Below are 21,691 nucleotides of genomic sequence, written 5' to 3'. Positions count from 1 at the left end.
GCGAAACCCCTGCAAACTGTCGGCCCCCTCGGAGACACTGAAGTGGTCTTCCTCAGGGGAGAACGGGCCGAAGGGGGATGGCCCGCTACCACCGCGACGAGCGCGGATGGGGGTGTTGTGCATGCTGGACATCGAGGCCATTCGGCAGGCCACGGCGCTCCTGCGCGGTGTCGCCGCGGCGGGCCCGGCCGCCTGGGACGGCGCGCCGGAGGAAGCAGTGGTGGACGCACTCGGCGCCGCCGCGGACCTCTCGCGGGCCTGCGACGCCCTGCGCGTCTCCAGCGCCGGCGCGCTCTCCCGGCGCTCCGAACCGCTCCTGCCGAGCGAGTCCCTGGCCAGGCGACTCGGCCATGCCGGGAGCCGCAAGCTGCTGATGGAGCTCTTCGGCGTCGGCAGCTATGTGGCGCAGTCCTGGGTGGACGTTGCCGCCGCCATCCAGCCACGCCGGGGCCTCTCCACCGGGGATCTCCCGCCCTTGCGGCCCGCCGTGGCCCGCGCCATCGGTGCCGCCGAGATCAGCGCCGAGGTCGCCAAGGCCATCGTGGAGCACCTCGCCAAGCTCACGGGCGAGGCGGTCGTGGGCGGCACGGACGTCGCCGAGGCGGCGCTCGTGGCCAATGCGACCGGCGGGCGGGTCAACCTCTTCGCCCCGGCGGCACCCGCCGGGCCCGCCGGGCCCGCGGGCGGCCCCGGCGTTCCTGTGGTCCAGCCGCCTGCACGGGGCGTCGGCACCCCCGGAACCGGTGGGGCCACCGGCGCCGAGTCCTCAGGCGCAGGGTCCCCGCGGTTCTCGCGCTGGGGCGACAACGGGCCGGGGCCTTCCGGCTCCGGCAGTGGACTGACGGGTGCTCCGCCCGATCCCCGCGATGCCGCCGGTCGCGCCTGGTTTGGCCAACAATCGCCGCACCTCCTGCCAGACGCCTCGGCGGCCGGAGGCAGGCCCGCTCCGGGAGCCCCGTGGTTTGAAGGCACCCTCGCAACTGGCGCCCCCGCGGGTCCAGGAGCTCCCGAGACGCCCGGCCCGTGGGTCCCAGGACAGCGCGTCCCCGGCGGCACGAGCGGCGCGGGGACCGAAGCACCCTCCACCCCGACGCAGCCGCAGGCCCCGTTCCGGCCGGTCCTGCCGCCCAGCATGGACGAATCGGATGCCCGGCGCGGGGTGGGGAGCGCCGTGTCCGGCGGTCGACTGGGCCTGGAGCGCATCAAGGAGGAATCCAAGGCCTGGTGGCTCGTCCTCGATCCGGACGGCGCGGAGCCCAACTACGAACGACAGCGCAAGAACCGCTCGTTCCGCATCGTCCACCGGCGGGACGGCGGCTTCGACCTCTCGGGCTTCGCACCCGAGGTCGAGGGGCAGGCCATGCGCACGGTGCTCGACGCCTGGCTCTCTCCCCGCGGCAAGCAGGCAGCGCCGGACGCACTCTTCGGCCCTGGCTCGCCCTTCGCCGCACCCGGCGCGGCGGCAGACCACGCGGCCGGAACAGGCAGCGACGACGGGACAAGCGACCCGGTCGCGAGCGATCCGACCCCGCGCACGCGGGACCAGCGCTCCTTCGACGCCCTGGCCCACATCCTCGCCCTGCACGCGGCCTCGGCCGACGCCCCCAGCGCGGGCGGCGCGGCTCCCACGCTCCTGGTGAGCACCACGCTCACCGCCCTGGACGAGCACCTGCGCGACTGCGCGCGGCACGAGGACGACGGCACCCACCAGAGCAAGGACCACGAGCAGTCGTCGAACACCTCAGGCGTCGGCTGGTGGCCCACCGGTCTCGAGCAGCTGCCCTTGGACGCCCACGGACTCCCGGACCCGCACGCCCTCATCGATCTGCGCTTCGCGCGGGTCGGCAGGGACGGAACGCCCGTGCCGGTCTCGGCCGTTCTACACCTGCTGTGCGATGCGGCAATCCAGCTCATGTTGACCGACCCCACCGGGGTCCCACTCAAACTCGGACGGGCCCAACGACTCTTCAGCAAGGACCAGCGCCGCGTCCTCGCCGCCCGCGATCATCACTGTCGAGCACCCGGGTGCGACATCCCGGCCCCCTGGTGCGAGGTCCACCACGTGGTTCCCTGGCAAGACGGCGGCCGGACCGACGTGTCGAACGCGATCCTCTTGTGCTCGTTCCATCACCACGAGATCGATCGCGGCCGATTACGGGTGACGCACCACCCCGGCGCCGGCGTGCCGTTCGGTCAGCGCTACGGCGTCGAGGCGACCTGGTCACCGCGAGGCGGTCAACGCTTCAGACCCACGGGCTGAGGCCGGCGGCCGGGGAGCGCCATCGCTGAGCCGCGGCCAACGCCCGGGACCAGGCTCGGGGCCCAAGGCCCAGAGTCGGGGAAGTTCAGCAAGACCGGCTTCGCTCGGCTCCTGGGCCCGGCTCATGGGGAGCCGAGCGCCCGGAACCGGAGAGCAGCGCCGGTGCACCCGGACGGCTCAGTCGTCGGGGTCCTGCTGGTGGTGATCCATGGCCACCACTCCCTCGCGCCAGTAGCCCTCGATGTGGCGGGCGTGGCGCGGGAAGTCGAGCTCCTTGAGCAGTGCGCGCACGCTGCGCAGCGCGTTGGCCTCGCCCGCGGCCCAGACGAACACGTCATCGGGCGTGGGGCTCGTGGACAGGGCCACGCGTAGGTGCTCGGCCAGCGCGGGGCCGCGCACCTCGGCGCCGAGCGGCAGCACCAGGTGATGCGGTTCCACCTCGGCCCCGGCGGGCTCGGGGAAGGGATAGGGGTTCGTCGCGGCACTCACGGAGATCAGGGTGACGCGGCCGCTCAGGCCCTCCTGCTCCAGCCAGCGGCCCATGGACGGCAGCGCGGTCTCGTCGGCGACGAGCACGTAGTGGGCGTAGCCCGAGGGGAAAATCTTGGAGCCGCGGGGACCCATGAGACCCACCCGCTGACCCACTCGGGCGTTCGCGAACCAGCGACCCACCGGGCCGTGCTCGTGCACGGCGCCGTCGACGATGACCTCGCCGGCCTCGCGGTCCACGTGGCGGACCGTGTAGTCGCGCACCTCGCCCTTGATGAGGTCGCGCAGCGACGGGCGACCGCCGGCGGCCCCGCGCTCGGGGCGCCCGCCCGGGCCGGGGCCAGCTCCTTCCCCGGGCGCCGGCAGCTCCAGCTCGCCCGCCTCGTTCGGCACCACAAACTTCACGTGATCGCCGGCCGCCCAGGCCGGGAAGGGCAGGCTCTGCGCCCGCTCACCTGTGAGGGCCACGCGCACCATCTCGGGGCCGATCACCTCCACCCTGGACACGGTCATGAGGCCGCGGCCGAGGCCGTGCATCTGTCGGGTCATCTGACGGGTGGAATCCACCTCGGGCTGAACTCTCGTCATATAAACAACATACACGTATCTAAAGTGCCTATGGGCGGCCTAAAGACTTGCGCATACCCTGTGCATCACCGGCAACACCAACCGACCCACTCACACGCCAACGGCGCCCGGCCCCCGCAAGGGGACCGGGCGCCGTCGGGCAGTGAAAGCTGGAAGCGCCTAGGAGGAAGCGCCGCCGCTGACGTGAGGTCGAAGATCAGACCGCGGCGGCCTGACCCACGCGGAAGCTCGCGCCCTTGTGGCGCTCGGGCAGGCGATCGCCCTGACCGAAGAGCTTCTGGCGCAGCGTGCCCTCGTCGTAGGACTCGGGGTACGCGCCCAGCGCCTGCAGCTCGGGGACGACATACTCGACGACATCCTCGAAGGTGCCGGGGGTGATCGCGTAGGCCAGGTTGAAGCCGTCCACGCCGGTCTCGGAGACCCACTCGACGAGCTGCTCGGCGACCTCGCGGCCCGTGCCCACGGCGGTGGGCCCAAAGCCGCCCACGCCGATCCACTCGGCCAGCTGGCGGATGGTCCACGGCTTCCCGGTGTCGCCGGAGGCCTTCTTGAACGTCTCCACGGAGGACTGGATGGCGTTGGACTGCACGTCCTCGCCGATCACGTCGTCCAGGTCGTACTCGCTGAAGTCGATGCCGGTCCAGCCGGAGAGCAGCGCGAGCGCGCCGTTCAGATCGGCGTAGGACTTGTACTCCTCGAACTTGGCCTGGGCGGCCTCGTGCGTCTCGGCGACGATCGGCGTGAGCATCGTGTAGATGCGGATGTCGTCGCGGTTGCGACCGGCGGCCTCGGCGGCGTCGCGGATCTTGGTGACCTGCTCCTTGAGGATCTCCTTGGTCGGGGAGTTCACGAAGACGGCCTCGGCGTTGGAGCCGGCGAACTGCAGGCCGCGCTTGGAGGCGCCGGCCTGGAAGAGCACGGGCGTGCGCTGCTTGGAGGGCTCGGTGATCGCGATGCCGGGAACCTTGAACCAGCGGCCCTCGTGCTTGATCTCGTGGACCTTGGACGGGTCGACGAACACGCCGGTCTCGCGGTCGGCGACCACGGCGTCGTCCTCCCAGGAGCCCTCGAGGAGCTTGTAGATCACCTCGAGGTACTCGTCGGCGTGGTCGTAACGGGTGTCGTGCTCCATCTGGTCCTCGTGCCCAAAGTTGCGGGCGGCGGAGGGCAGGTAGCCCGTCACGATGTTCCAGCCGAAGCGGCCCTCGGTGAGGTGATCCAGCGTGGCGAGGCGACGCGCAAAGCCGTAGGGGTGCTCGTAGGCGGTGCCGGCGGTGATGCCGAAGCCGAGGTTCTCGGTCACGGCGGCCATGGCGGAGACGAGCAGGAACGGATCGTTGACCGGGACCTGGGCGCCGGCGGAGAGCGGGATCTCGTTCGTGGAGCCGTAGACGTCGTAGGTGCCCAGGACATCGGCGATGAAGATCGAGTCGAAGAGGCCCTTCTCCAGCACCTTGGCCAGGTGCGTCCAGTAGGAGATCTTGTTGTAGTCGCGGGCGCGGTCCTCGGGGTGGCGCCACAGGCCGGGCGACTGGTGGACCACGCAGTTCATGTCGAAGGCATTCAGGCGGACGCGGGGCGTGGGGTTCTGCGACAAGGTCGCTCCTTTCGTCGTGGTGAAGCCAGACGCGCCCCTTCCGCGCGCAGGCGGGCAGGTAACGACCACTCCATCGATCCCGGCGGAAGCACCGTCCCACGCGAATGGGGGTTGCTGCGGCGTCAACAAGCCGGATCTCTCGGCCGCTCTGGATGGGTACGCGTCCATGGTGCATGGGAGGGGTCCCGCTCGCGAACTCGGCCATGCCCGACGTCGCCCGCTGGCCCGGGCGCTCATCGCACCTTGGGTGGGTGTCCGGGGGCGCGGACGCGCGCCACGGCGCGAAGGATGGCAGACGGGGCGAAGGAGAGCGGCGGCGATCCGCCGCATTTCCGAAGAATCTTCGATTGAGTCGCTGTGGCGCTTTGTTACGCCGAACAACTCCCCCGATTTCCCCTGATGTGACGTGATGTTGCACAGTGGTGGCACCATCCAGAGCGGCCGAGAGACCTGGCTCAACGACGCCGCAGCAACCACCCACCGTGTTTCCCCTTTCGGGAGGCACGGAGCAGGGCAGGTGCTCACGCCAGGAACGATGGAGAGAGCATGTCGATCATCGACGCCCCCGCCAGCCCTGCGCTGTCGGCCGCCGTCACCGCCACCCCGGCGGCGAACGCGAGCCAGTCCCGCGAGGCCCTGCCCGTGACCCTCGAGGCCGTGGGCCAGAGCTTCGGTTCCACCCACGTCCTGGACGGCATCGACCTGCGCGTCGAGGCCGGCGAGGTCGTCGCGATCCTTGGCCCCTCCGGCTGCGGCAAGTCCACCCTGCTGCGCTCCGTGGCCGGGCTCGACGCCCCGACCCGCGGCCGCGTGGTCATCGGCGAGAGCGCCGTGGACGGCCTGGATCCGCGCTGCGGCGTGGGCTTCCAGGAGCCGCGCCTCCTGCCGTGGCGCAGCGTCCGCACCAACGTGGAACTCGGCGTGCCGCGCGGCACCGCCAAGGCCGAGGCCGCCGAGCGTGTGGCCGAGCTGTTGCGCCTCGTGGGCCTGGCCGACGCCGCCGAGCGTCGCCCCCGCGAGATCTCCGGCGGCATGGCCCAGCGCGCCTCCCTGGCGCGCGCCCTGTCCCGTCGCCCCGGCGTCCTGCTCCTCGACGAGCCCTTCGGCGCCCTGGATGCGCTGACCCGCCTGCGCATGCAGGAACTCCTGCTCACCGTGCACGCGGCCCACCCGACCACCGTGCTGCTCGTGACCCACGACGTCGACGAGGCCCTGCGCCTCGCCGACCGCGTGGTGGTCCTGGGTCGAGAGGCCGGCGCACCCGCCGGCTCCCCGGCCGGCATCGCGGAGATCCACACCGTGTCTGCGTCCCGCCCGCGGGCCGACGAGAACCCGGAGCTCGTGACCCTGCGTCACCGCATCCTGGGCCAGCTCGGCGTGCACGCACCCGCCGCGGCCTAGCCGGCAGCGCCCGGCGACTCGCCGGGCACCCAAGGAGCAGGCGCCCGCGCCGCGTCCCACCGGCGCACCGTCACGCGCTCCATGCGGCACTCCTCGCCGTCCACACCTCGCTCACCGCCGTGCGGCCCTCCCCGTCCGCCGCGCCGCACCCACCCAAGAAGGACATCTCGATGACCAGCACCCGCTCCCCCTTCACCCGCCGCGCGCTCCTGGCCGGCACCGCCCTGGCCGCCGCGGCCGCCCTCCTGACCGGCTGCGCCGGCGAGGGCTCGGGCGGGACCGACGCCAAGGCGGCGTCGAGCACCCTCAACATCGACTACGCGACCTACAACCCGCTCTCCCTCGTCCTGAAGGAGAAGGGCTGGCTCGAGGCCGCACTGAAGGACAAGGGCGTCACCGTGAACTGGGTGCAGTCGGCCGGGTCCAACAAGGCAAACGAGGCCCTGCGCGCCGGCGCCATCGACGTGGGCTCCACCGCCGGTTCGGCCGCCCTGCTCAACCGCTCCAACAAGTCCCCCATCAAGGTCATCGGCATCGCCTCGAAGCCGGAGTGGGCGGCGATCGTGGTGGGCAAGGACTCCACCATCAAGACCGCGGCGGACCTCAAGGGCAAGAAGATCGCCGCCACCAAGGGCACCGATCCCTACTTCTTCCTCCTGCAGACCCTGGGTTCCGCCGGCCTCAAGCCGGCCGATGTGACCGTGGAGAACCTGCAGCACGCCGACGGCCGCAACGCCCTCGACGGCGGCTCGGTCGACGCCTGGTCGGGCCTGGACCCGATCATGGCCGACGCCGAGTCCAAGGGCGCCCAGCTCGTCATCCGCAACGTCGACTTCAACACCTACGACGTCCTCGCCGCGACCGAGTCCTTCATCCAGAAGTCCCCCGAGACCGCGCAGACCGTCCTTGACGCCTACGAGAAGGCCCGCGCCTGGGCCGCCAAGAACCCCGAGGAGACGGCGAACATCCTCGCCAAGGTCGCCTCGATCGACCCGGCCGTGGCCACCAAGGTCATCACCGAGCGCTCCAACCTTGACGTCTCGGTGGTCCCGGGCGAGGCCCAGACCACGGTCCTGAAGCGCGTGGGCACCTTCCTCGTCGAGTCCAAGGACGTCGACTCGCAGTCCACGGTCGACGCCGCCCTGAACTCCCTGCTGGATCCGCAGTTCGCCTCCAAGGCCGACGCCTCCCGCGTGGCAGGCGAGTGATGAGCGGGCAGCTCCTGGCCGATCCCGGTGCCGCAGCCGACGCTGCAGCCCGCGCCCGCTACGGCACGAACTACGTCGAGAAGGGTGCCGGCCGCCTGAGCGGCCGCGGCGCGCGTGCCCTCCTGGGCGCCGTCGTGCCGGTGACCCTCCTGGTGCTGTGGTGGCTCTCCACCAACCTGGGCTGGGTGCCGGCGCACAAGCTGCCGACGCCGCAGTCCGTCGTGGCCGCCGCGGGCGACCTCGCCGCGAGCGGTGACCTGGCCAAGCACGTGGGCATCTCGGTGCAGCGCGTGCTGGTGGGTTTCGGCATCGGCGGTGCCCTCGGCCTGGCCGTGGGCGCGCTCGTGGGCCTGTCCCGCCTGGCCTCGGAGCTGCTCTCTCCCCTGCTCGGCGCGCTGCGCGCCGTCCCGTCGCTCGCGTGGGTGCCGCTGCTCATCACGTGGCTGCTGATCGGCGAGACCTCCAAGGTCACGCTCATCGCGATCGGCGCGTTCTTCCCCGTCTTCACGACGGTCTCGCAGGCCCTGCGTCACGTGGATCCGCAGCTCGTGGAGGCAGCGCGCGCGTTCGGCCTGCGCGGCGGGCGCCTGCTCACCACGGTGCAGCTGCCGGCCGTGGTCCCGGCGATCTTCTCGGGCCTGCGCCTCGCGCTCGCCCAGTCCTGGCTGTTCCTCGTCGCGGCCGAGCTCATCGCCTCCTCGATGGGCCTGGGCTTCCTGCTCACCGACTCGCAGAACAACGGGCGCCTTGATCGGTTGATCCTGGCGATCATCCTGCTGGCGATCATCGGCAAGATCACCGACACCCTGCTGGGGCTCGTGGAGCGCTGGGCCGAGCGCCGCTGGACCTGATCCCCTGAACGCACGGCCGAAGCCGGCCAAACAGTGGACGCCGCCGCGTACCGAAGAGGTGCGCGGCGGCGTTTCGTTCGTTGGGGCCGGCGTTCGTCGCCGGCCGCCAACGGGTCTAGTTGTCCGGAACCCGGAAGGCACGGAGGCGCGGGCTACACCCCCGCCGTGGAGGTGAGCTGCCAGAGCGCGACGGCGAGGAACGGGGTGGCGGCGCAGACCGCGAGGGCCACCGAACCGCACACGAGGCAGCGGTGGCGCAGCACCGCGATCACCGCCAAGACCAGCGCCACGAGCCACGCGGCCCACGCGAGGCCCATGACCACCACGTAGACGCTGATGCTCGGGGGCAGCTCCGCGAAGGGGATCTCCACGAGGCGGCGGCCGTAGATGCTGAGCATCGACGCGGCCGCAGTGCCGACCATGGCCACGCTGAGGGCCACGAGGACAAAGGCGGATCCGGCCAGGATGACGGAGATGACGCCCAGGGGGTGACTCGCCACCCTGCTGCGCGCGGGGCGCGCCGAGCCACCGAAGGGGCTCGCCGTCTCCGCACTCGTTCGCATGCTCCCATCCAAGCCCGTATACCGAAGTGGATTCATCCATCCAAGGGATGAGTTCTGTCGTTGTTCCCTCCCCCGGAGGGGGCACCTGGGCTTGCGCTTGACGTAACGTCAACCCGTAGCGTCGCTGGGGTCGGCCACCACGGCGCCGACCCTGGCGACACAGCACGCCGGGCCGCACCACACCCGTCACCGAAGGAGGCCGCATGGAACACGCAATGCGCGACGTCGTGCGCAGCAGCGGCGTCACGAGCCGCACCCTGCGTCACTACGAAAGCGTCGGCCTCCTCCTTCCCTCCTCGACCGCCGCGGGCGGCGAGCGCCGCTACGACTCCGCCGCCTTGCTGCGCCTCCAGCGCATCCTGGTGCTGCGCAGCCTCGGCCTCGGCCTGCCCGCGATCGGTCGGGCGCTGGCGGCCGGCGGCGACGAGATGGAGGCGCTGCGCGAGCACGCGGACCAGCTGGTGCGGGAACGGGAACGCCTGGAGACACGCCTCGCCGCGGTGCGCCACAGCATCGCGGCGAGGGAGAACGGAAGGGATCCGGAGATGAGTGAAATGTTCAAGGGCTACGACCACCGCGAGTACGAGCAGGAGGTTGAGCAGCGCTGGGGCAAGGAGAGCGCCAAGCGCTCCAACGAGTGGTGGGAATCGATGAGCCAGGAGAAGAGGGACGGTTTCCAGCACGACGCCGCGGCGCTGGGCCAGGCGTGGACGGACGCCGCCGCGGCGGGCTGGGACCCGCGCGGCGAGGAGGTGCAGGCCCTGGCCACGCGCCACCTCGATTGGTTGCGGGCCATCCCGGGCACGCCCGCGGCCGGCGGCGGCGAGGAGGCCCTGCGCGCCTACGTGCTTGGACTGGCCGACATGTACGTGGCCGATCCCCGCTTTGCCGCCAACTACGGCGGAGAGACGGGGGCGGGCTTCGTGCGCGCCACCCTGCGCGCACACTTCGGCCTGCGGGACTGAGCCGGTGATACGGTGAACCGCCCTCGCGGGGGCGGTTCACCTCCCTCCCGCTTCACCGCTTCGCCAAAGGACAAGTGAGTGTTCCACGACCCGCAGCTCGCCTTCGACGCCGTCGACCTCACGGGCGTCCTGGCCAACGGGATCCTCGGCGGGGCAGTGGCCCGCTCGCTCAAACTGGACGCCGTGGGCTTCATCTTCCTGTCCATCATCACGGCGCTCGGCGGGGGCCTGCTGCGCGACACCCTCCTCAACGTGGGCCAGCCCGTGGCCCTCACGAACTCCCTCTACCTGCCCTTCGCGCTGGCCGGCGCGGCGATCGCGTACTTCGTGCCCATGCGCGGGCGCTGGACCCGCCGCGTGCTCACTGTCGCCGACGCGCTCTCGCTGGGTTGCTGGGCCGCGACCGGCACGGCGAAGGCGCTCTCGGCGGGCCTGGGCTGGCTGCCCGCGGTGTTCATCGGCCTCATCACTGCGGTGGCGGGCGGCATGATCCGCGATCTGCTCGTGGGTCGCATCCCTGCCGTGTTCGGCGGCAACACGCTGTACGCGACGGGCGCGCTCATCGCCTCCATCGAGATGGTCATCTTCTGGGAGCTGGGCCTGTCGAGCGTCGGCATGGCCGCCTCGATCCTCACCGCCGCGGCGCTCACGGTGCTCGCGCGCCGCTTCGGCTGGAAGCTGCCCGGCCCCGCCCAGTGGCTCGAGGAGTGGCGTCCGCCGCGCCTCCCGGCGCTCATCAAGCGCCGCCGGGGCGGGCAGGATCCAACGCCCGACGGCGCCGTGCCCGGCACCGGCGCGAGCCTCGCCTCGGCGGGCGGGGAGCAAGGAAACGACGGCGCGCGGCCCGGACGTCCGCGCCTCACCCCGGCGCGCCTGTTGCGCGCCCGGGGCGGTCAGCGCGAGCGGCGCTAGGCGCCCGCCACAGCGAGGGGCACCCCGCGCGCACCCGCTCAGCCGGCCCCGGCACCCCGCCGTCGGGCGCTTTAGGCCGCGTCACGTCGGGCGCGGCCCCGGCACCCCGCCGTCGGGCGCTTTAGGCCGCGTCCACCGCGGCGCGGGCCGCGGCCACCACCGAAGCGTCCGTAAACATGACCTGCGGGGCGCCGCCGCCGGGCCCCGTGGGGTCCGAGGCGCGCAGGCCCTTGGCCGAAAGGTGCACTGAGTCCACCCCGGCCGCGAGGAGCGCGGGGATCGCGTCGATGCTGACGCCGCCTCCCGCCATGATCTGCACGCGTCCGGCGGCGGCCGTGACGAGCCGGGCCAGCACCTCGATGCCGTCGCCCGCCGCCGCGGCGCCGCCGCTCGTCAGGACGCGCACGCAACCCAGCGCCGCGACGTCCTCGAGCAGCGCCTCGGGCGAGGACAGCACGTCGATCGCCCGGTGGAAGACCACCTCGAGCCCGCCCGCTGTCTCGACCACGCGGCGCATGGCCGCAACGTCCACCCCGCCCCCTGGCGTGAGCGCGCCGACCATCACGCCCTGCACGCTCCGGCCGCCCTCGGCACCCAGCGCTGCCAAGGCGGCGACGTCGTCCACCATGACGTCCACGGCGTCCCCGTTGTAGACGAAGCCGCCCTCGGCCGGGCGCACCAGGACGCACACCCCGGCGCTGCGGCCCGTCGAGGCCTCCTCGGCGGCCAGCGCCGCCAGCACGCGGCGCACCAGGCCGATCGACGGGGTCAACCCGCCCGTGGACCCCAGCGCCACGCAGAGCTCGAGGCGATCGGCTCCGGCGCGCACGGCGGCCAGCGCCCCGGCGACGTCCTGCACGGCGATCTCCAGTTGCACGCCGACTCCCCCTGCGGCTGAACGGCGGTCGTCGGGACGGGAGGCGGGGGCGGGGCGGGGGAAGTCATGCCCCCAGTCTGCCGCGTCGCCGCGGCGAACGCCCGTGCCGCTACCCTCATGACATGTCAGCCGCACCGCAGCCGCCAGCCGGCGTCCCTCCCATCGTGCCGTCCCTCCCCGATGGCGTGTACGGACCGAGCGCTCGAGCCAAGCGGATGTCGACCATCGCCCTCGCCCTCACTGCGGGCATGGCCCTCGTCCTGGTCCTGGCGTTGACCTACGACCTCAGCAAGCCGCAGCAGCTCGTGGGCGTGATCCTGTTGGCGCTCATGACGGCGTTCTTCGGATGGATCTCCCTGGCGCTGTGGGCCGGGATCCGCCGGGCGACCCTGCGGGTGGACGCTGGCGGGCTCACGCTCCCGCGCGTCACGAAGGCCGAGCAGGCCCGGCCCGCCGGGCGGATCCCGTGGACCGAGCTGGGCCAGTGCTTCGTCTTCGTGGCCGAGGACCAGAAGACGGCGACGACGCCCGGTTCCGTGGTGGGCCTGCTCGTGCGGGGCGAGACGCGCCACGGGCTCGTCCTCACGGACCGCGCCCAGGGCGTGCTGAGCGCCTTCATCGCGCCAGCCTGGGGCCCCGACGTGGTGCTCGGGCTGGCGGCTCGTGTCTTCGCGCAAACCGGCCGCCAGCTCACCATCATCCACACCGAACGCCTCCCCCTGCCGGGCGAGCTGGGCCCCACCCTGAGCCCCGCGGAGGCCCGGGCCTGGCAGCTGAGCTGACGGGCGGCGGGCCCAGCGGCTTCCCCTGGCAGGCCATTGCGCGGGACGACGGCACCAAACGACGACGACGCGCCGGGCCGGGGCCCAGCGCGCCGCATCGCGGGCAGCCACCCGCTAGACCTTCTGCAGCGCGGTCGGCTCGGGCGCGAGCGTGACGCGCACCGGCTCGCCCGCCTCGAAGACATCCTCGGCGGCGTGCTGCACGGCGAGCTCCAGGCCGTCGGAGTCGAGGCGCACCACGGTGCGGCGCAGCGAACCCAGGAAGCCTGAGGAGACCACGGAACCCGCGAGACCCGGCCGCGCGTCGTCGGACCGGCCGAGCCGCACGTTCTCCGGGCGCACAAAGGCGAGGACCTCCTCGCCCGGCACCGCATCATCGGTGGAGCCCACGGGGAGCATGACGCCGTGCACCAGCACGCCCTCCTCGTGAACCACGCCGGGCATGCGGTTGGAGAGGCCAACGAAGTCGGCCACGAACGGGGTGGCAGGGGAGCGGTAGAGCTCCTCGGGCGTGCCGAGCTGCTCGATGCGCCCGCCGTTCATGACCGCCACCCGATCGGAGATGGCCAGGGCCTCCTCCTGGTCGTGCGTCACGAACACCGTGGTAATGCCGAGCTCGGTGACGATCGCGCGAATCTGCTCGCGCAGGCGCACGCGGACCTTGGCGTCCAGGGCGGAGAGCGGCTCGTCCAGGAGCAGGGCCTTGGGGCGGGTGACGAGGGCGCGGGCGAGGGCCACGCGCTGCTGCTGGCCTCCGGAGAGCTCGTGCGGGTAGCGCTCCTCGAAGCCCTCCAGCCCCACCACGGCCAGCGCCTCGGCCACGCGCGTGCCGCGCTCGGTCTTGGCCACCTTGCGCCGCTCCAAGCCAAACGCCACGTTCTTGGCCACCGTGAGGTGCGGGAAGAGCGAGTAGGCCTGGAACACCATGCCGATGTCGCGCTTGTTCACGGGCACGGAGGAGACGTCCTCGCCGCCGATCAGGACGGCGCCGCCGGAAACCTCCTCGAGGCCCGCCAAGCACCGCAGCGCGGTGGTCTTGCCGCAGCCGGAGGGGCCGAGCAGGCAGACGAGCTCGCCGGGGGCGAGTTCGAGCGTGACGCCCTTGAGTACCGTGTTGGAGCCGTAGGTCTTCACGACCTCCTGCAGGCTGACGGACACGCCGCCGGTGCCCGACGTCGCGGGGCTGGGCTGGGTGGGCGACTCAACGGGCATCGGGGCCCTCCTTCGGGGAGGCGGTGGTGGTCTGGGTGGCGGCGGCCGGGGCCGACGGGGCGGCGGCGCCGGCCAGCGGAGTGGCCGCGGCTGCGGAGGCTGCGACGGGCGACGCGGCGCGGGCCGCGCGGCGCTCGCCCCTGCGGGGGCGCGCGGTGAGCCAGCCGACGAGGACGAGCAGCGCGAAGATCACCACGAGGGACAGGAAGGACATGATGACGGCGCCGAAGGGATCGGACTGGTTCAGCTGCAGCAGCGCCACCTGGAAGGTGCGACGCGAGAGCAGGGCGGAGACCGTGTACTCGCCGAGCACAATCGCGATGGTCAGGAGCGAGGCGTTAAGCAGGCCGCGGCGCACATTGGGGGCGATGACCCTCACGAGCACCGTGAGCCAGTTCGAGCCGAGCGAGCGGGCGGCCTCGGAGAGCGTGCGCGCGTCGACGCCGGCCAGGTCGGTGACGATGGCACGGTACGTGAAGGGCAGCACGAGGATGCCGTAGGCCAGGAAGAGCGTCCACGTCTCCGTGGAGAGGTTCTGCCCAATCCAGCGGTAGATGGGCGCGAAGCCCACCACCATGACGATGGCCGGGATGGCGATCGGCAGGATCGTCAGCAGGTCGAGGACGCGCTGCAGGCGCGGGAAGCGCAGGTGCACCAGGACGATCGTGGGGAAGAGCACCACGAGCACGAGGGCCAGGACCAGCAGGGCCAGGACGAGCGAGTTCGTCAGGCCGCGGAACATGGCGCGGTACTTGCGCTCGTTCTCGGCGTCGAAGAGCCCCGCCCAGTGCTCCAGGCCGTAGCCGCCGCCGGTCTGCCGCAGGGAGAACTCGAGCATGGCCAGAAGCGGCACCACGAGGAGCACCGCGACGACGGTCAGGATGAGCCGGCGCAGCCAGGGGCGCGGCGCGGTCTCCACCGAAAGCCGCGCGCTCATCGCTGCCACCTCGCTGCCCGCTTCATGAGGACGGAGTAGATGACCATCACCACGGTCATGACCACGACCATGCCGAGGGCCAGGACGCCGGCGGTGTTGGCGCTTGACGCACCGGTCTCGCCGACCAGCGCCGCGCGAATCTGCAGCGGCACGATCTGGGCACCCTGCGAGATGAGCGCGGCGGCCGTGGCGTAGGAGCTGAAGGCGTTAGCGAAGAGCAGCAACAACGCACCGAGGAAGGAGGGGGCCAGGACGGGGAAGCCGACCTTGGTCCAGTAGCTGGCGCGGGTGCCGCCCAGCGTCGCCGAGGCCTCGGCCCACTGCGGCTTGAGGCCCTCCATGGCAGGGAGGAAGGTGATGATCATGAGCGGGATCTGGAAGTAGAGGTACGGCAGGATCAGGCCGGGCACCGTGTAGAGCCAGTTCCCGCCGGAGTAGAGGTCGATCCCGAGCTTGTCCTTGAGGAAGACCGTGATGAAGGCGTTCATGCCGATGGTCACGATGAAGGCGAAGGCCAGCATGACGCCGCCAAACTGCGCCAGCACGGAGGCCGCAGAGTCCATGCAGCGCCGCACCCAGCCGTCCGGATTGACGCCCGTGAGCGCCCAGCAGGCCAGGGCGCCGATGACGGCACCCGCCACGGCCGTGACCAGGCTCAGCCAGGTCGAGGCCCAGAAGGCGTCCCAGATCGCCGTGTCCTTGAAGGCAGCGAAGTTGGCGAGCGTGAAGCGCCCCTTGCTGTCTTGGAAGCCGCTCAGGATCGCGAGCAGCGTGGGAACCAGCAGGAACAACAGCACGTACGCGGCGAAGGGCACCAGGCCCAGCGCCGCTGTCAGACGTTTCATTTCGGTCACCTTCGAAGGGAAGTTCGGGGGAAGCAGATCTCCAACGCGGCTTGGCCCGCCCCGCACAGACGGGACGAGCCAAGCGCGTTCTCCGGCCGCGAGAGGCGGCCGATCGGGCGGGCGGGCCGGGACAGGCCCACCCGCGCCCGACTCACTTGGTCAGAGCGGACCAACGCTCCTTGAGGAGGGTGTTGGCCTTGTCGGTCTGCTCCGAGGTCGGGGAAACCCAGTCGGCCGAGGTGGTGCCGAAGGTGACAGCGTTGAGCTCGGCCTCGGTGACGGCGCCGGACTTCTTCAGGGCGTCGGCGCGCACCGGCACGGCGTTGCCCTGAAGAAAGAGCTTCTGGCCCTCATCGGAGAAGAGGTACTCCTGCCACAGGCGGGCGGCCGCCGGGTGCGGGGCCTCCTTGTTGATGGCCTGGTTGTAGAAGGAGACGTACGCCTTGCCCGGGAGCACCGTGGTCTTGAAGGACGGCTTGTCCTTCGCGGCGGCGACATTGTTGTAGGACCAGTCGAAGACCACCGGGGTTTCGCCCGAGGCGATGGTGCCCGGGGTCGGGTCCACCGTCATGAAGTTCCCGGCGTCCTTGAGCTTCTGCATGAAGTCGATGCCGGGGCCGAAGTTGTCGACGCCGCCGCCGTTGGCCACGGAGATGTTGCCCACCGCGGCGAAGGCTGCACCGGCCTGGGTCGGGTCGCCGTTGATGGCCACCTTGCCCTTGTAGTCGGCGCCCAGCAGGTCGTTGAGGGCCTTGGGCTCCGGGACCTTGTCGGAGTCGTAGCCGATGGACATGATGCCCGTGTAGTCGTTGACCCAGAGGCCCGTCGACTCCTTGTTGCCGTCCGGGATGTCGGCCCAGGTGCTCACCTTGTACGGGGCGAACATGTCGGTGTTGGCGAGGGCCACGGCGGCGCCGAGGTCGAAGACGTCAGGCGCGGTGTCGGTGCCGGCCTGGTCTTTGGCCGCCTTGATCTCGTCGGCCGAGGAGGCGTCGGGGATGTCCGAGTTCACGGTGATCCCGTACTTGTCCTCGAAGCCCTTCTTGATGGCGCCGTAGTTGGCCCAATCGTCCGGCAGGGCCACGACGTTGAGTTCCTTCTCGGCCTTGGCGGCCTCGATGAGCTTGTCGAGCGAGCCAAACGCCTCGGCGGAGGTGGCGGTCTTGGCGTCGACGGCGGAGCCGCCGGAGGAGGAGCTGTCCCCCGAGCCGGACCCACCGCCACAAGCGGTCAGCGTTCCGGCCAGAGCAACAACGGCGGCGGTGGCGAGCAGGTGATGACGTTTCACGGTGGGTGCGGTCCTTCCGAGGTTTTCGAGGACGGCCCGGGAGGGCTGACACGCGGAGGCTGCGGCGGTGCCGCGGTACCGAGTGCGTCCAGGAAGAGGTCTAGTGCCGCCAAACTACGTTCCGACCCCGGATAAGTGAATGGAAGGTGAACGACTTTCTGCGGGGTGCCGACCCGCCATTCCTGCCGCCGGTCGCGCCCCGAGTCCGCTTCCCTGTCTCCCCCGGCGGCAAAGTCCGCGCCACGTCGCGGAATATGGACTGCCCGGACAACCATTGATTCCGTTGCCACCCCTCGGCGGACGCCCGCCGCGCGGAAGAATCTTTGTTCATCCGTGATCTTGCGCGCACCGAATCACCATCCGGCCGAGGACCCGGGAGGATGGTGCCGAGCGCCGAACAACCCCTTGAGGTATCACCTAAGGACCGGCGTCAGGCCCCTTGCGCGAGCGAGTACGGGGCTTCCCCCACGGCGTGCTGCCCCTCCGGCAGGGTGCCGTTGAGGTGAAAGTCGCCGATCGAGCGCGCGCGGAACGCCACGGGGTTGTGGGTGGCCACCGTCTGCGCGTTGCGCCAGTGCCGGTCCAGGCCCTTGGAGATGGAGGTGCCGGAGGCGCCGACCGTCTCGAAGAGCTGCTGCGCGGCCCCGAGCGCCAGATCGGGGACGATCACCTGCGCCTGCTCCACGGCGATCTCCGCGAGCGAGAGCTCGTACGGGACCGGGCCCGCGTAGCCCTCGGCGTCCGCGCCGGCGGCCGTCGCGGCGTCGAGCCCCTCGTCCAAGGCGCGGGCGGCCTGCAGCACGGTGGCCTCCGCCGCGAACGCCTTGGAGGAGATCCGGCCCACGACCTGCTGGATCAGCGGGTCCTCGCGGAAGGGCAGGCCCGTGCCGGTGTTGAAGGTGCGGGTGCGCCCGGCGATGGTGGCCACGGCGTCGCGGCGCGCGGCCCGCGCGATGCCGGCCAGCACGGCAAGCAGGTAGAGCTGGAAGAAGGCCTCCTCGTGCACCGCCTCGGAGCCGCCGGCCTGGCGCGAGAGCACGGCGTCGGCGCCCACGTGCACGGCGTCGAACGTGGCGGTGCCCGTGCCCGTGAGGGTCTGGCCGAAGCCGTCCCAATCGTCCTCGAGGACCACGCCCTGAGCGGCCGTCGGCACCACGCCAAAGACCTGGATGATCGTGGGATCCACGCCCTCCACCGACACCGTCACGCGCGTGTGGTCGCTGAAGATCGAGCCCGTCGCGTAGTACTTGGAGCCGTCGAGGAGCCAGGAATCACCATCGGGGCTCAGCCGCGTGTTGAGCTCGCCGAGAGCGTTCCCGGTGCGCTCGGTGGAGGCGTTGCCGACCGTCTCCCCCGCCAGGACCCGCGCGTACCAGTGCTCGCGGACGGCCTCGGGCTGGAAGTGCAGGCCCTCCACGAAGCCGAAGTGGGAGCGATACAGGTGCGCCACATTGGAGTCCGCCTCGGCGAGATCAACCACAAGCCGGGCCGTGGTCTCGACGCTCGCGCCCACGCCGCCGGCCCAGCGCGGCACGCGCAACGCGCCAAAGCCGGCCTGGTCGAGCCAGGCGACGGCCTCGTGCGGGAGCTCGCGCTCGGACTCGCGCTGCAACGCCCCAGCCCCCACCTGAGCGAACAGCGACGCATAGCGCAGGGAAAGTGACTCGTAGGACGCCTCGAGAGAGGGGCGCGCGGACGACGACATGCATGGCCTCGATTCCATCGGTCCCGGCGGAAGCACCCTCGCAAGAGCGATGGTTGCTGCGGCGTCAACGAGCCAGGTCTCTCGGCCGCTCTGGATGGAGCTGCGGACCGCTGAGGTCCACCCCATCATCGTGGGGCCTCCACGTCGCATCTCGCAATCCGAGGACGCCCACATGACGGAGCAAGACGTCGCGTCGGCCCCGCGGGCGCAACGTTGGCGGCTCACCGTCATGACGCACGCACGGCACGGCGCGCAACACAATTTGGTGCCACCAGTGCCCGCGGGGCTCAATTGAAAGGTACCCATCCAGAGCGGCTGAGAGACCTGGCTCCGCGACGCCGCAGCAACCACCTTGCCCCGCGCACGCCGCGCGGGGACGGCCGGTGCTCATGCCAGGACCGATGGAGGAATACGCGTGAGCGCCTTTGCACCCGCCCGGAATCAGCCGATCAACCTCGCCGTGTCCCGCGACGAGGACGAGACCGCCCAGCGCCTGTGGACCGAGGAGGAGCGCCTGGCCTTCTGGGACGGCGCGGCCCGCCGCCTCACGTGGGAACGGGAGTGGGACAAGACCCACACCGCCACCGCGCCGAACCCCGAGACCCGCCGCGGCCCCGACTTCCGGTGGTTCGAGGGCGGCACCCTCAACGCCTCCGTGAACTGCGCCGACCGCCACGTGGCCGCCGGCAACGGCGAGAAGGTGGCCCTGCACTTCGAGGGAGAGCCGGGCGACACCCGCACCATCACCTACCGCGAGCTCACGGAGCTCGTGTCCCAGGCCGCCCATGCGCTCACGGATCTCGGCGTCGGGAAGGGCGATCGCGTCGTCGTCTACCTGCCCGTGCTCGTCGAGACCATCGTCATCACCCTGGCCTGCGCGCGCATCGGCGCGATCCACTCGCTCGTGTTCGGCGGCTTCTCCGCCGAGGCCCTGCAGTTCCGCGTGGAGGACACGGGCGCCAAGCTGCTCGTCACCACGGACGGGCAATTCCGCCGCGGCAAGGCCGTGCCGGTCAAGGCCAACGCCGATCAGGCGGTCTCCGGCGAGAACTCCATCGAGCACGTCCTGGTCCTGAAGCGCACGGGCAGCGAGATCGACTGGACGCCGGGCCGCGATGTCTGGTGGCATGACGTGGTCGACACGCAGCCGCGCACCCACGAGGCCAAGGCCTTCGACGCCGAGACGCCGCTGTTCATCATGTACACCTCCGGCACCACCGGGAAGCCCAAGGGCCTCGTGCACACCACGGGCGGCTACCTGACGCAGGCGAGCTGGAGCCACGAGTTCCTCTTCTCCCACCCGGATCCGGAGCAGCGCGCCAACGATGTGCACTGGTGCACCGCCGACCTCGCGTGGGTCACGGCCCACACCTACGAGATCTACGGGCCGCTCTCCAACGGCGTGACCCAGGTGATCTACGAGGGCGTGCCGAACGCCCCGCACGCCGGGCGCCACTTCGAGATCATCCAGCGCTACGGCGTGACGTCCTACTACACGGCGCCCACCCTGGTGCGCTCACACATGGGCAACTTCCCGGCCGGCATCCCGGCGGAGTACGACCTCTCCTCGATCCGCCTGGCCGGCACCGTGGGCGAGGCCGTGAACCCCGAGGCCTGGCAGTGGCTGCGCACCCAGGTGGGCCGCGATACCGCCGCCGGCATCCCCATGGTGGACACGTGGTGGCAGTCGGAGACAGGCGCCACCGTGCTCTCCCCGCGTCAGACCGACACGGCCTTCAAGCCCGGTTCCGCGACGCGCGCCCTGCCGGGCCTGGCCGTGGACATCGTGGACGACGCCGGGGAGCGCGTGCCTGCCAACATCCAGGGCAACATCGTCATCACCCGCACGGGCCCGGCCATGGCGCGTACCGTGTGGGGCAACCCCGAGCGCTACTACAGCTCCTACTGGGAGAAGTACCAGGAGCAGGGCTGGTTCCTGGCCGGCGACGGCTCGCGCTTCGACGAGGACGGCGACGTCTGGATCCTCGGGCGCACCGACGACGTGATCAACATCTCAGGCCACCGCCTCTCCACGATCGAGATCGAGTCGGCGCTCGTCACCGATCCGGGCGTGGTCGAGGCGGGCGTCTGCCCGTCCTTCGACGCCTCCACGGGCCACGCTGCCGTGGCCTTCGTGGTCCCGCTCGATCGCAGCTTGGTGAGCTTTGGGCACCTGCCCGACGACGCGCCGTCGGGCAGCGCTCCCGGCTCGCCGGCCCTGCCCGCCGGGCAGGGCGGCACGGCGGAGACGCGCGAGGAGTGGGAGGCGCGGCGCGCCGCCTTCGCGGCGGCCCTGCGGGCCGGCGTCACGAAGCACATCGGCCCCATCGCCAAGCCGCGCGACATCGTGCTTGTGGACGATGTGCCCAAGACGCGCTCGGGCAAGATCATGCGCCGCCTGCTGACGCAGCTCTTCGAGGACACCACCTTGGGCGACACGACCTCGCTGCAGAACGAGCCGTGCATCCCCGGCATCGATGCTGTGTGCCGCGAGGGCCTGCGGCTCTAGGCCCTCCGCCCTCCCGCTTGCCGCGGCGCGACCGGTAGCCTCCCCCGCATGACGACAGACTCCTCGGGGGACGGGTACCTCCTGGTTGGCTCCGACGGGGCGATCGCCCCCGCCGCGCCCGGCAGCTACGGTTTTCCGGCCGCGCGGCGCGAGCTCATGCTCCTGCTTGGCCCGCTCTTGGTGGCGGCGGGTGTGTGGATGCTCTGGCGCGGGCGGCCCGGCGAGGGTCGCTGGTTCTGGGTCCCCGTGGGCGCCGCGGGCGTCCTCTTCTTCGGCTACGCCACTCTGACCTGGGCCGTGCAGCGGCTCATCGTCACGCCCGAGGGGCTGCGCTCGCGTCGCTGCCCCTTGCCCCGGCGGTCCTGGAGGGCGTGGTGGCGCTGGCGCAGCGCACCTCGGGGGCGCGCACGTTTTGGTGTACCACCGCCGTGCGCGACACCGAGGTGGCCTGGCGCCTGCGCTTCCCGCAGCTCACGGGCGCGCCCGGCGCCGACAACCCCGCGACGTGGAGGCCGCCGCTCCCCCTGCGCGGGCCCGGGGCCTGAGCCGTGCCCGCCTCCGGCCGAGCGGCAGTGAGGCCCCGAGCCTCCCCCGCCCTGGTGCCGGCGCTGTGGACTCGCCTAGCTGTATTGCCCCGCCAGGTTGGGTACGCGGCTGGCGGGGGTGGAGCCCTTGAGTGATGTGTGGCCGCGGTGGTGATTG

Annotated in this window: 18 protein-coding genes and 4 riboswitches; of the genes, 9 read left to right on the top strand and 9 right to left on the bottom strand. The window is 71.6% G+C overall.

Translation table 11 applies throughout. From position 1 onward, the window contains the following. Positions 1–121: 121 nt before the first annotated feature. Positions 122–2,260: an HNH endonuclease signature motif containing protein gene (locus tag DWB68_RS14150; protein ID WP_119425767.1), complete on the top strand. Its 2,139-nt coding sequence runs from the start codon at positions 122–124 to the stop codon at positions 2,258–2,260. A gap of 177 nt (positions 2,261–2,437) precedes the next feature. Here DWB68_RS14150 and DWB68_RS14145 read toward each other — a convergent pair whose 3' ends face one another. Both DWB68_RS14145 and DWB68_RS14140 read right to left on the bottom strand, forming a co-directional pair. After that, on the bottom strand, positions 2,438–3,337 hold the full coding sequence (locus DWB68_RS14145; RefSeq protein ID WP_119425766.1) for a siderophore-interacting protein: 900 nt from the start codon (positions 3,335–3,337) through the stop codon (positions 2,438–2,440). 196 nt (positions 3,338–3,533) lie between these two features. Continuing rightward, a complete protein-coding gene (locus DWB68_RS14140) occupies positions 3,534–4,934 on the bottom strand; it encodes an LLM class flavin-dependent oxidoreductase (RefSeq protein WP_267896978.1) in 1,401 nt (466 codons plus the stop codon). A 67-nt stretch (positions 4,935–5,001) separates the two neighbouring features. After that, positions 5,002–5,093, bottom strand: a riboswitch (SAM riboswitch). A gap of 266 nt (positions 5,094–5,359) precedes the next feature. Further along, a riboswitch (SAM riboswitch) is annotated at positions 5,360–5,476 on the top strand. Between the two features lie 4 nt (positions 5,477–5,480). On the opposite strand from DWB68_RS14140, the gene DWB68_RS14135 reads away from it, so the two are divergent. The 3 genes from DWB68_RS14135 to DWB68_RS14125 all read left to right on the top strand — a co-directional run bounded on the left by DWB68_RS14135 (position 5,481) and on the right by DWB68_RS14125 (position 8,394). Continuing rightward, positions 5,481–6,335, top strand: coding sequence for an ABC transporter ATP-binding protein (locus DWB68_RS14135; protein WP_119425765.1), 855 nt, complete (start codon positions 5,481–5,483; stop codon positions 6,333–6,335). Between the two features lie 170 nt (positions 6,336–6,505). Continuing rightward, positions 6,506–7,543, top strand: coding sequence for an aliphatic sulfonate ABC transporter substrate-binding protein (locus DWB68_RS14130; protein WP_119425764.1), 1,038 nt, complete (start codon positions 6,506–6,508; stop codon positions 7,541–7,543). Further along, positions 7,543–8,394: an ABC transporter permease gene (locus tag DWB68_RS14125; protein ID WP_119425763.1), complete on the top strand. Its 852-nt coding sequence runs from the start codon at positions 7,543–7,545 to the stop codon at positions 8,392–8,394. The genes DWB68_RS14130 and DWB68_RS14125 overlap by 1 nt, the downstream gene beginning before the upstream one ends. A 152-nt stretch (positions 8,395–8,546) precedes the next feature. On the opposite strand, the gene DWB68_RS14120 is transcribed toward DWB68_RS14125, so the two are convergent. After that, positions 8,547–8,957, bottom strand: a complete 411-nt coding sequence (locus DWB68_RS14120; protein WP_119425762.1) for a hypothetical protein — start codon at positions 8,955–8,957, stop codon at positions 8,547–8,549. 203 nt (positions 8,958–9,160) lie between these two features. Between DWB68_RS14120 and DWB68_RS14115 the strand changes: the two genes are divergently transcribed. Beyond that, on the top strand, positions 9,161–9,922 hold the full coding sequence (locus DWB68_RS14115; RefSeq protein ID WP_119425761.1) for a MerR family transcriptional regulator: 762 nt from the start codon (positions 9,161–9,163) through the stop codon (positions 9,920–9,922). Positions 9,923–10,000: 78 nt separating this feature from the next. Then, the gene (locus DWB68_RS14110) at positions 10,001–10,834 is read left to right on the top strand and encodes a trimeric intracellular cation channel family protein (RefSeq protein WP_199700468.1); all 834 of its coding nucleotides are present in this window, start codon (positions 10,001–10,003) and stop codon (positions 10,832–10,834) included. A gap of 121 nt (positions 10,835–10,955) precedes the next feature. Here the strand turns inward: DWB68_RS14110 and DWB68_RS14105 are convergent, their stop codons facing one another. Then, positions 10,956–11,711: a copper homeostasis protein CutC gene (locus tag DWB68_RS14105; protein WP_119425760.1), complete on the bottom strand. Its 756-nt coding sequence runs from the start codon at positions 11,709–11,711 to the stop codon at positions 10,956–10,958. 215 nt (positions 11,712–11,926) lie between these two features. Here DWB68_RS14105 and DWB68_RS14100 point away from each other — a divergent pair, with 215 nt between their 5' ends. Next, complete coding sequence (locus DWB68_RS14100) at positions 11,927–12,493, top strand: hypothetical protein (protein ID WP_119425759.1); 567 nt, start codon at positions 11,927–11,929, stop codon at positions 12,491–12,493. Positions 12,494–12,607: 114 nt separating this feature from the next. Here DWB68_RS14100 and DWB68_RS14095 read toward each other — a convergent pair whose 3' ends face one another. The 5 genes from DWB68_RS14095 to DWB68_RS14075 all read right to left on the bottom strand — a co-directional run bounded on the left by DWB68_RS14095 (position 12,608) and on the right by DWB68_RS14075 (position 18,480). Beyond that, on the bottom strand, positions 12,608–13,705 hold the full coding sequence (locus DWB68_RS14095) for an ABC transporter ATP-binding protein (protein ID WP_119425758.1): 1,098 nt from the start codon (positions 13,703–13,705) through the stop codon (positions 12,608–12,610). Then, positions 13,695–14,642: an ABC transporter permease gene (locus DWB68_RS14090; RefSeq protein WP_119425779.1), complete on the bottom strand. Its 948-nt coding sequence runs from the start codon at positions 14,640–14,642 to the stop codon at positions 13,695–13,697. The genes DWB68_RS14095 and DWB68_RS14090 overlap by 11 nt, the downstream gene beginning before the upstream one ends. Next, positions 14,639–15,487, bottom strand: a complete 849-nt coding sequence (locus DWB68_RS14085) for an ABC transporter permease (protein WP_119425757.1) — start codon at positions 15,485–15,487, stop codon at positions 14,639–14,641. The genes DWB68_RS14090 and DWB68_RS14085 overlap by 4 nt, the downstream gene beginning before the upstream one ends. 151 nt (positions 15,488–15,638) lie before the next feature. Next, positions 15,639–16,775 (bottom strand): ABC transporter substrate-binding protein, encoded by a 1,137-nt coding sequence (locus DWB68_RS14080; protein WP_119425756.1) that lies wholly within the window; start codon positions 16,773–16,775, stop codon positions 15,639–15,641. A gap of 430 nt (positions 16,776–17,205) precedes the next feature. Next, a complete protein-coding gene (locus tag DWB68_RS14075; protein ID WP_119425755.1) occupies positions 17,206–18,480 on the bottom strand; it encodes an acyl-CoA dehydrogenase family protein in 1,275 nt (424 codons plus the stop codon). 11 nt (positions 18,481–18,491) lie between these two features. Continuing rightward, positions 18,492–18,581: riboswitch (SAM riboswitch) on the bottom strand. Positions 18,582–18,779: 198 nt separating this feature from the next. Further along, a riboswitch (SAM riboswitch) is annotated at positions 18,780–18,888 on the top strand. Between the two features lie 52 nt (positions 18,889–18,940). Here DWB68_RS14075 and DWB68_RS14070 point away from each other — a divergent pair. Both DWB68_RS14070 and DWB68_RS16330 read left to right on the top strand, forming a co-directional pair. Continuing rightward, on the top strand, positions 18,941–20,989 hold the full coding sequence (locus tag DWB68_RS14070) for an acetate--CoA ligase (RefSeq protein WP_233548848.1): 2,049 nt from the start codon (positions 18,941–18,943) through the stop codon (positions 20,987–20,989). Positions 20,990–21,363: 374 nt separating this feature from the next. Next, positions 21,364–21,534 carry a hypothetical protein gene (locus DWB68_RS16330; protein ID WP_158588325.1) on the top strand — a complete coding sequence of 57 codons (171 nt, stop codon included), beginning with the start codon at positions 21,364–21,366 and terminating at the stop codon, positions 21,532–21,534. The last annotated feature ends 157 nt before the right edge of the window (positions 21,535–21,691 follow it).

Origin of the sequence: Galactobacter valiniphilus (assembly GCF_003575975.1) — a bacterium.
GTDB classification, from domain to species: Bacteria; Actinomycetota; Actinomycetes; order Actinomycetales; family Micrococcaceae; genus Galactobacter; species Galactobacter valiniphilus.
The sequence above is the reverse complement of the archived record's forward strand: the minus strand, read 5'-3'. Positions and strand labels throughout refer to the sequence as shown.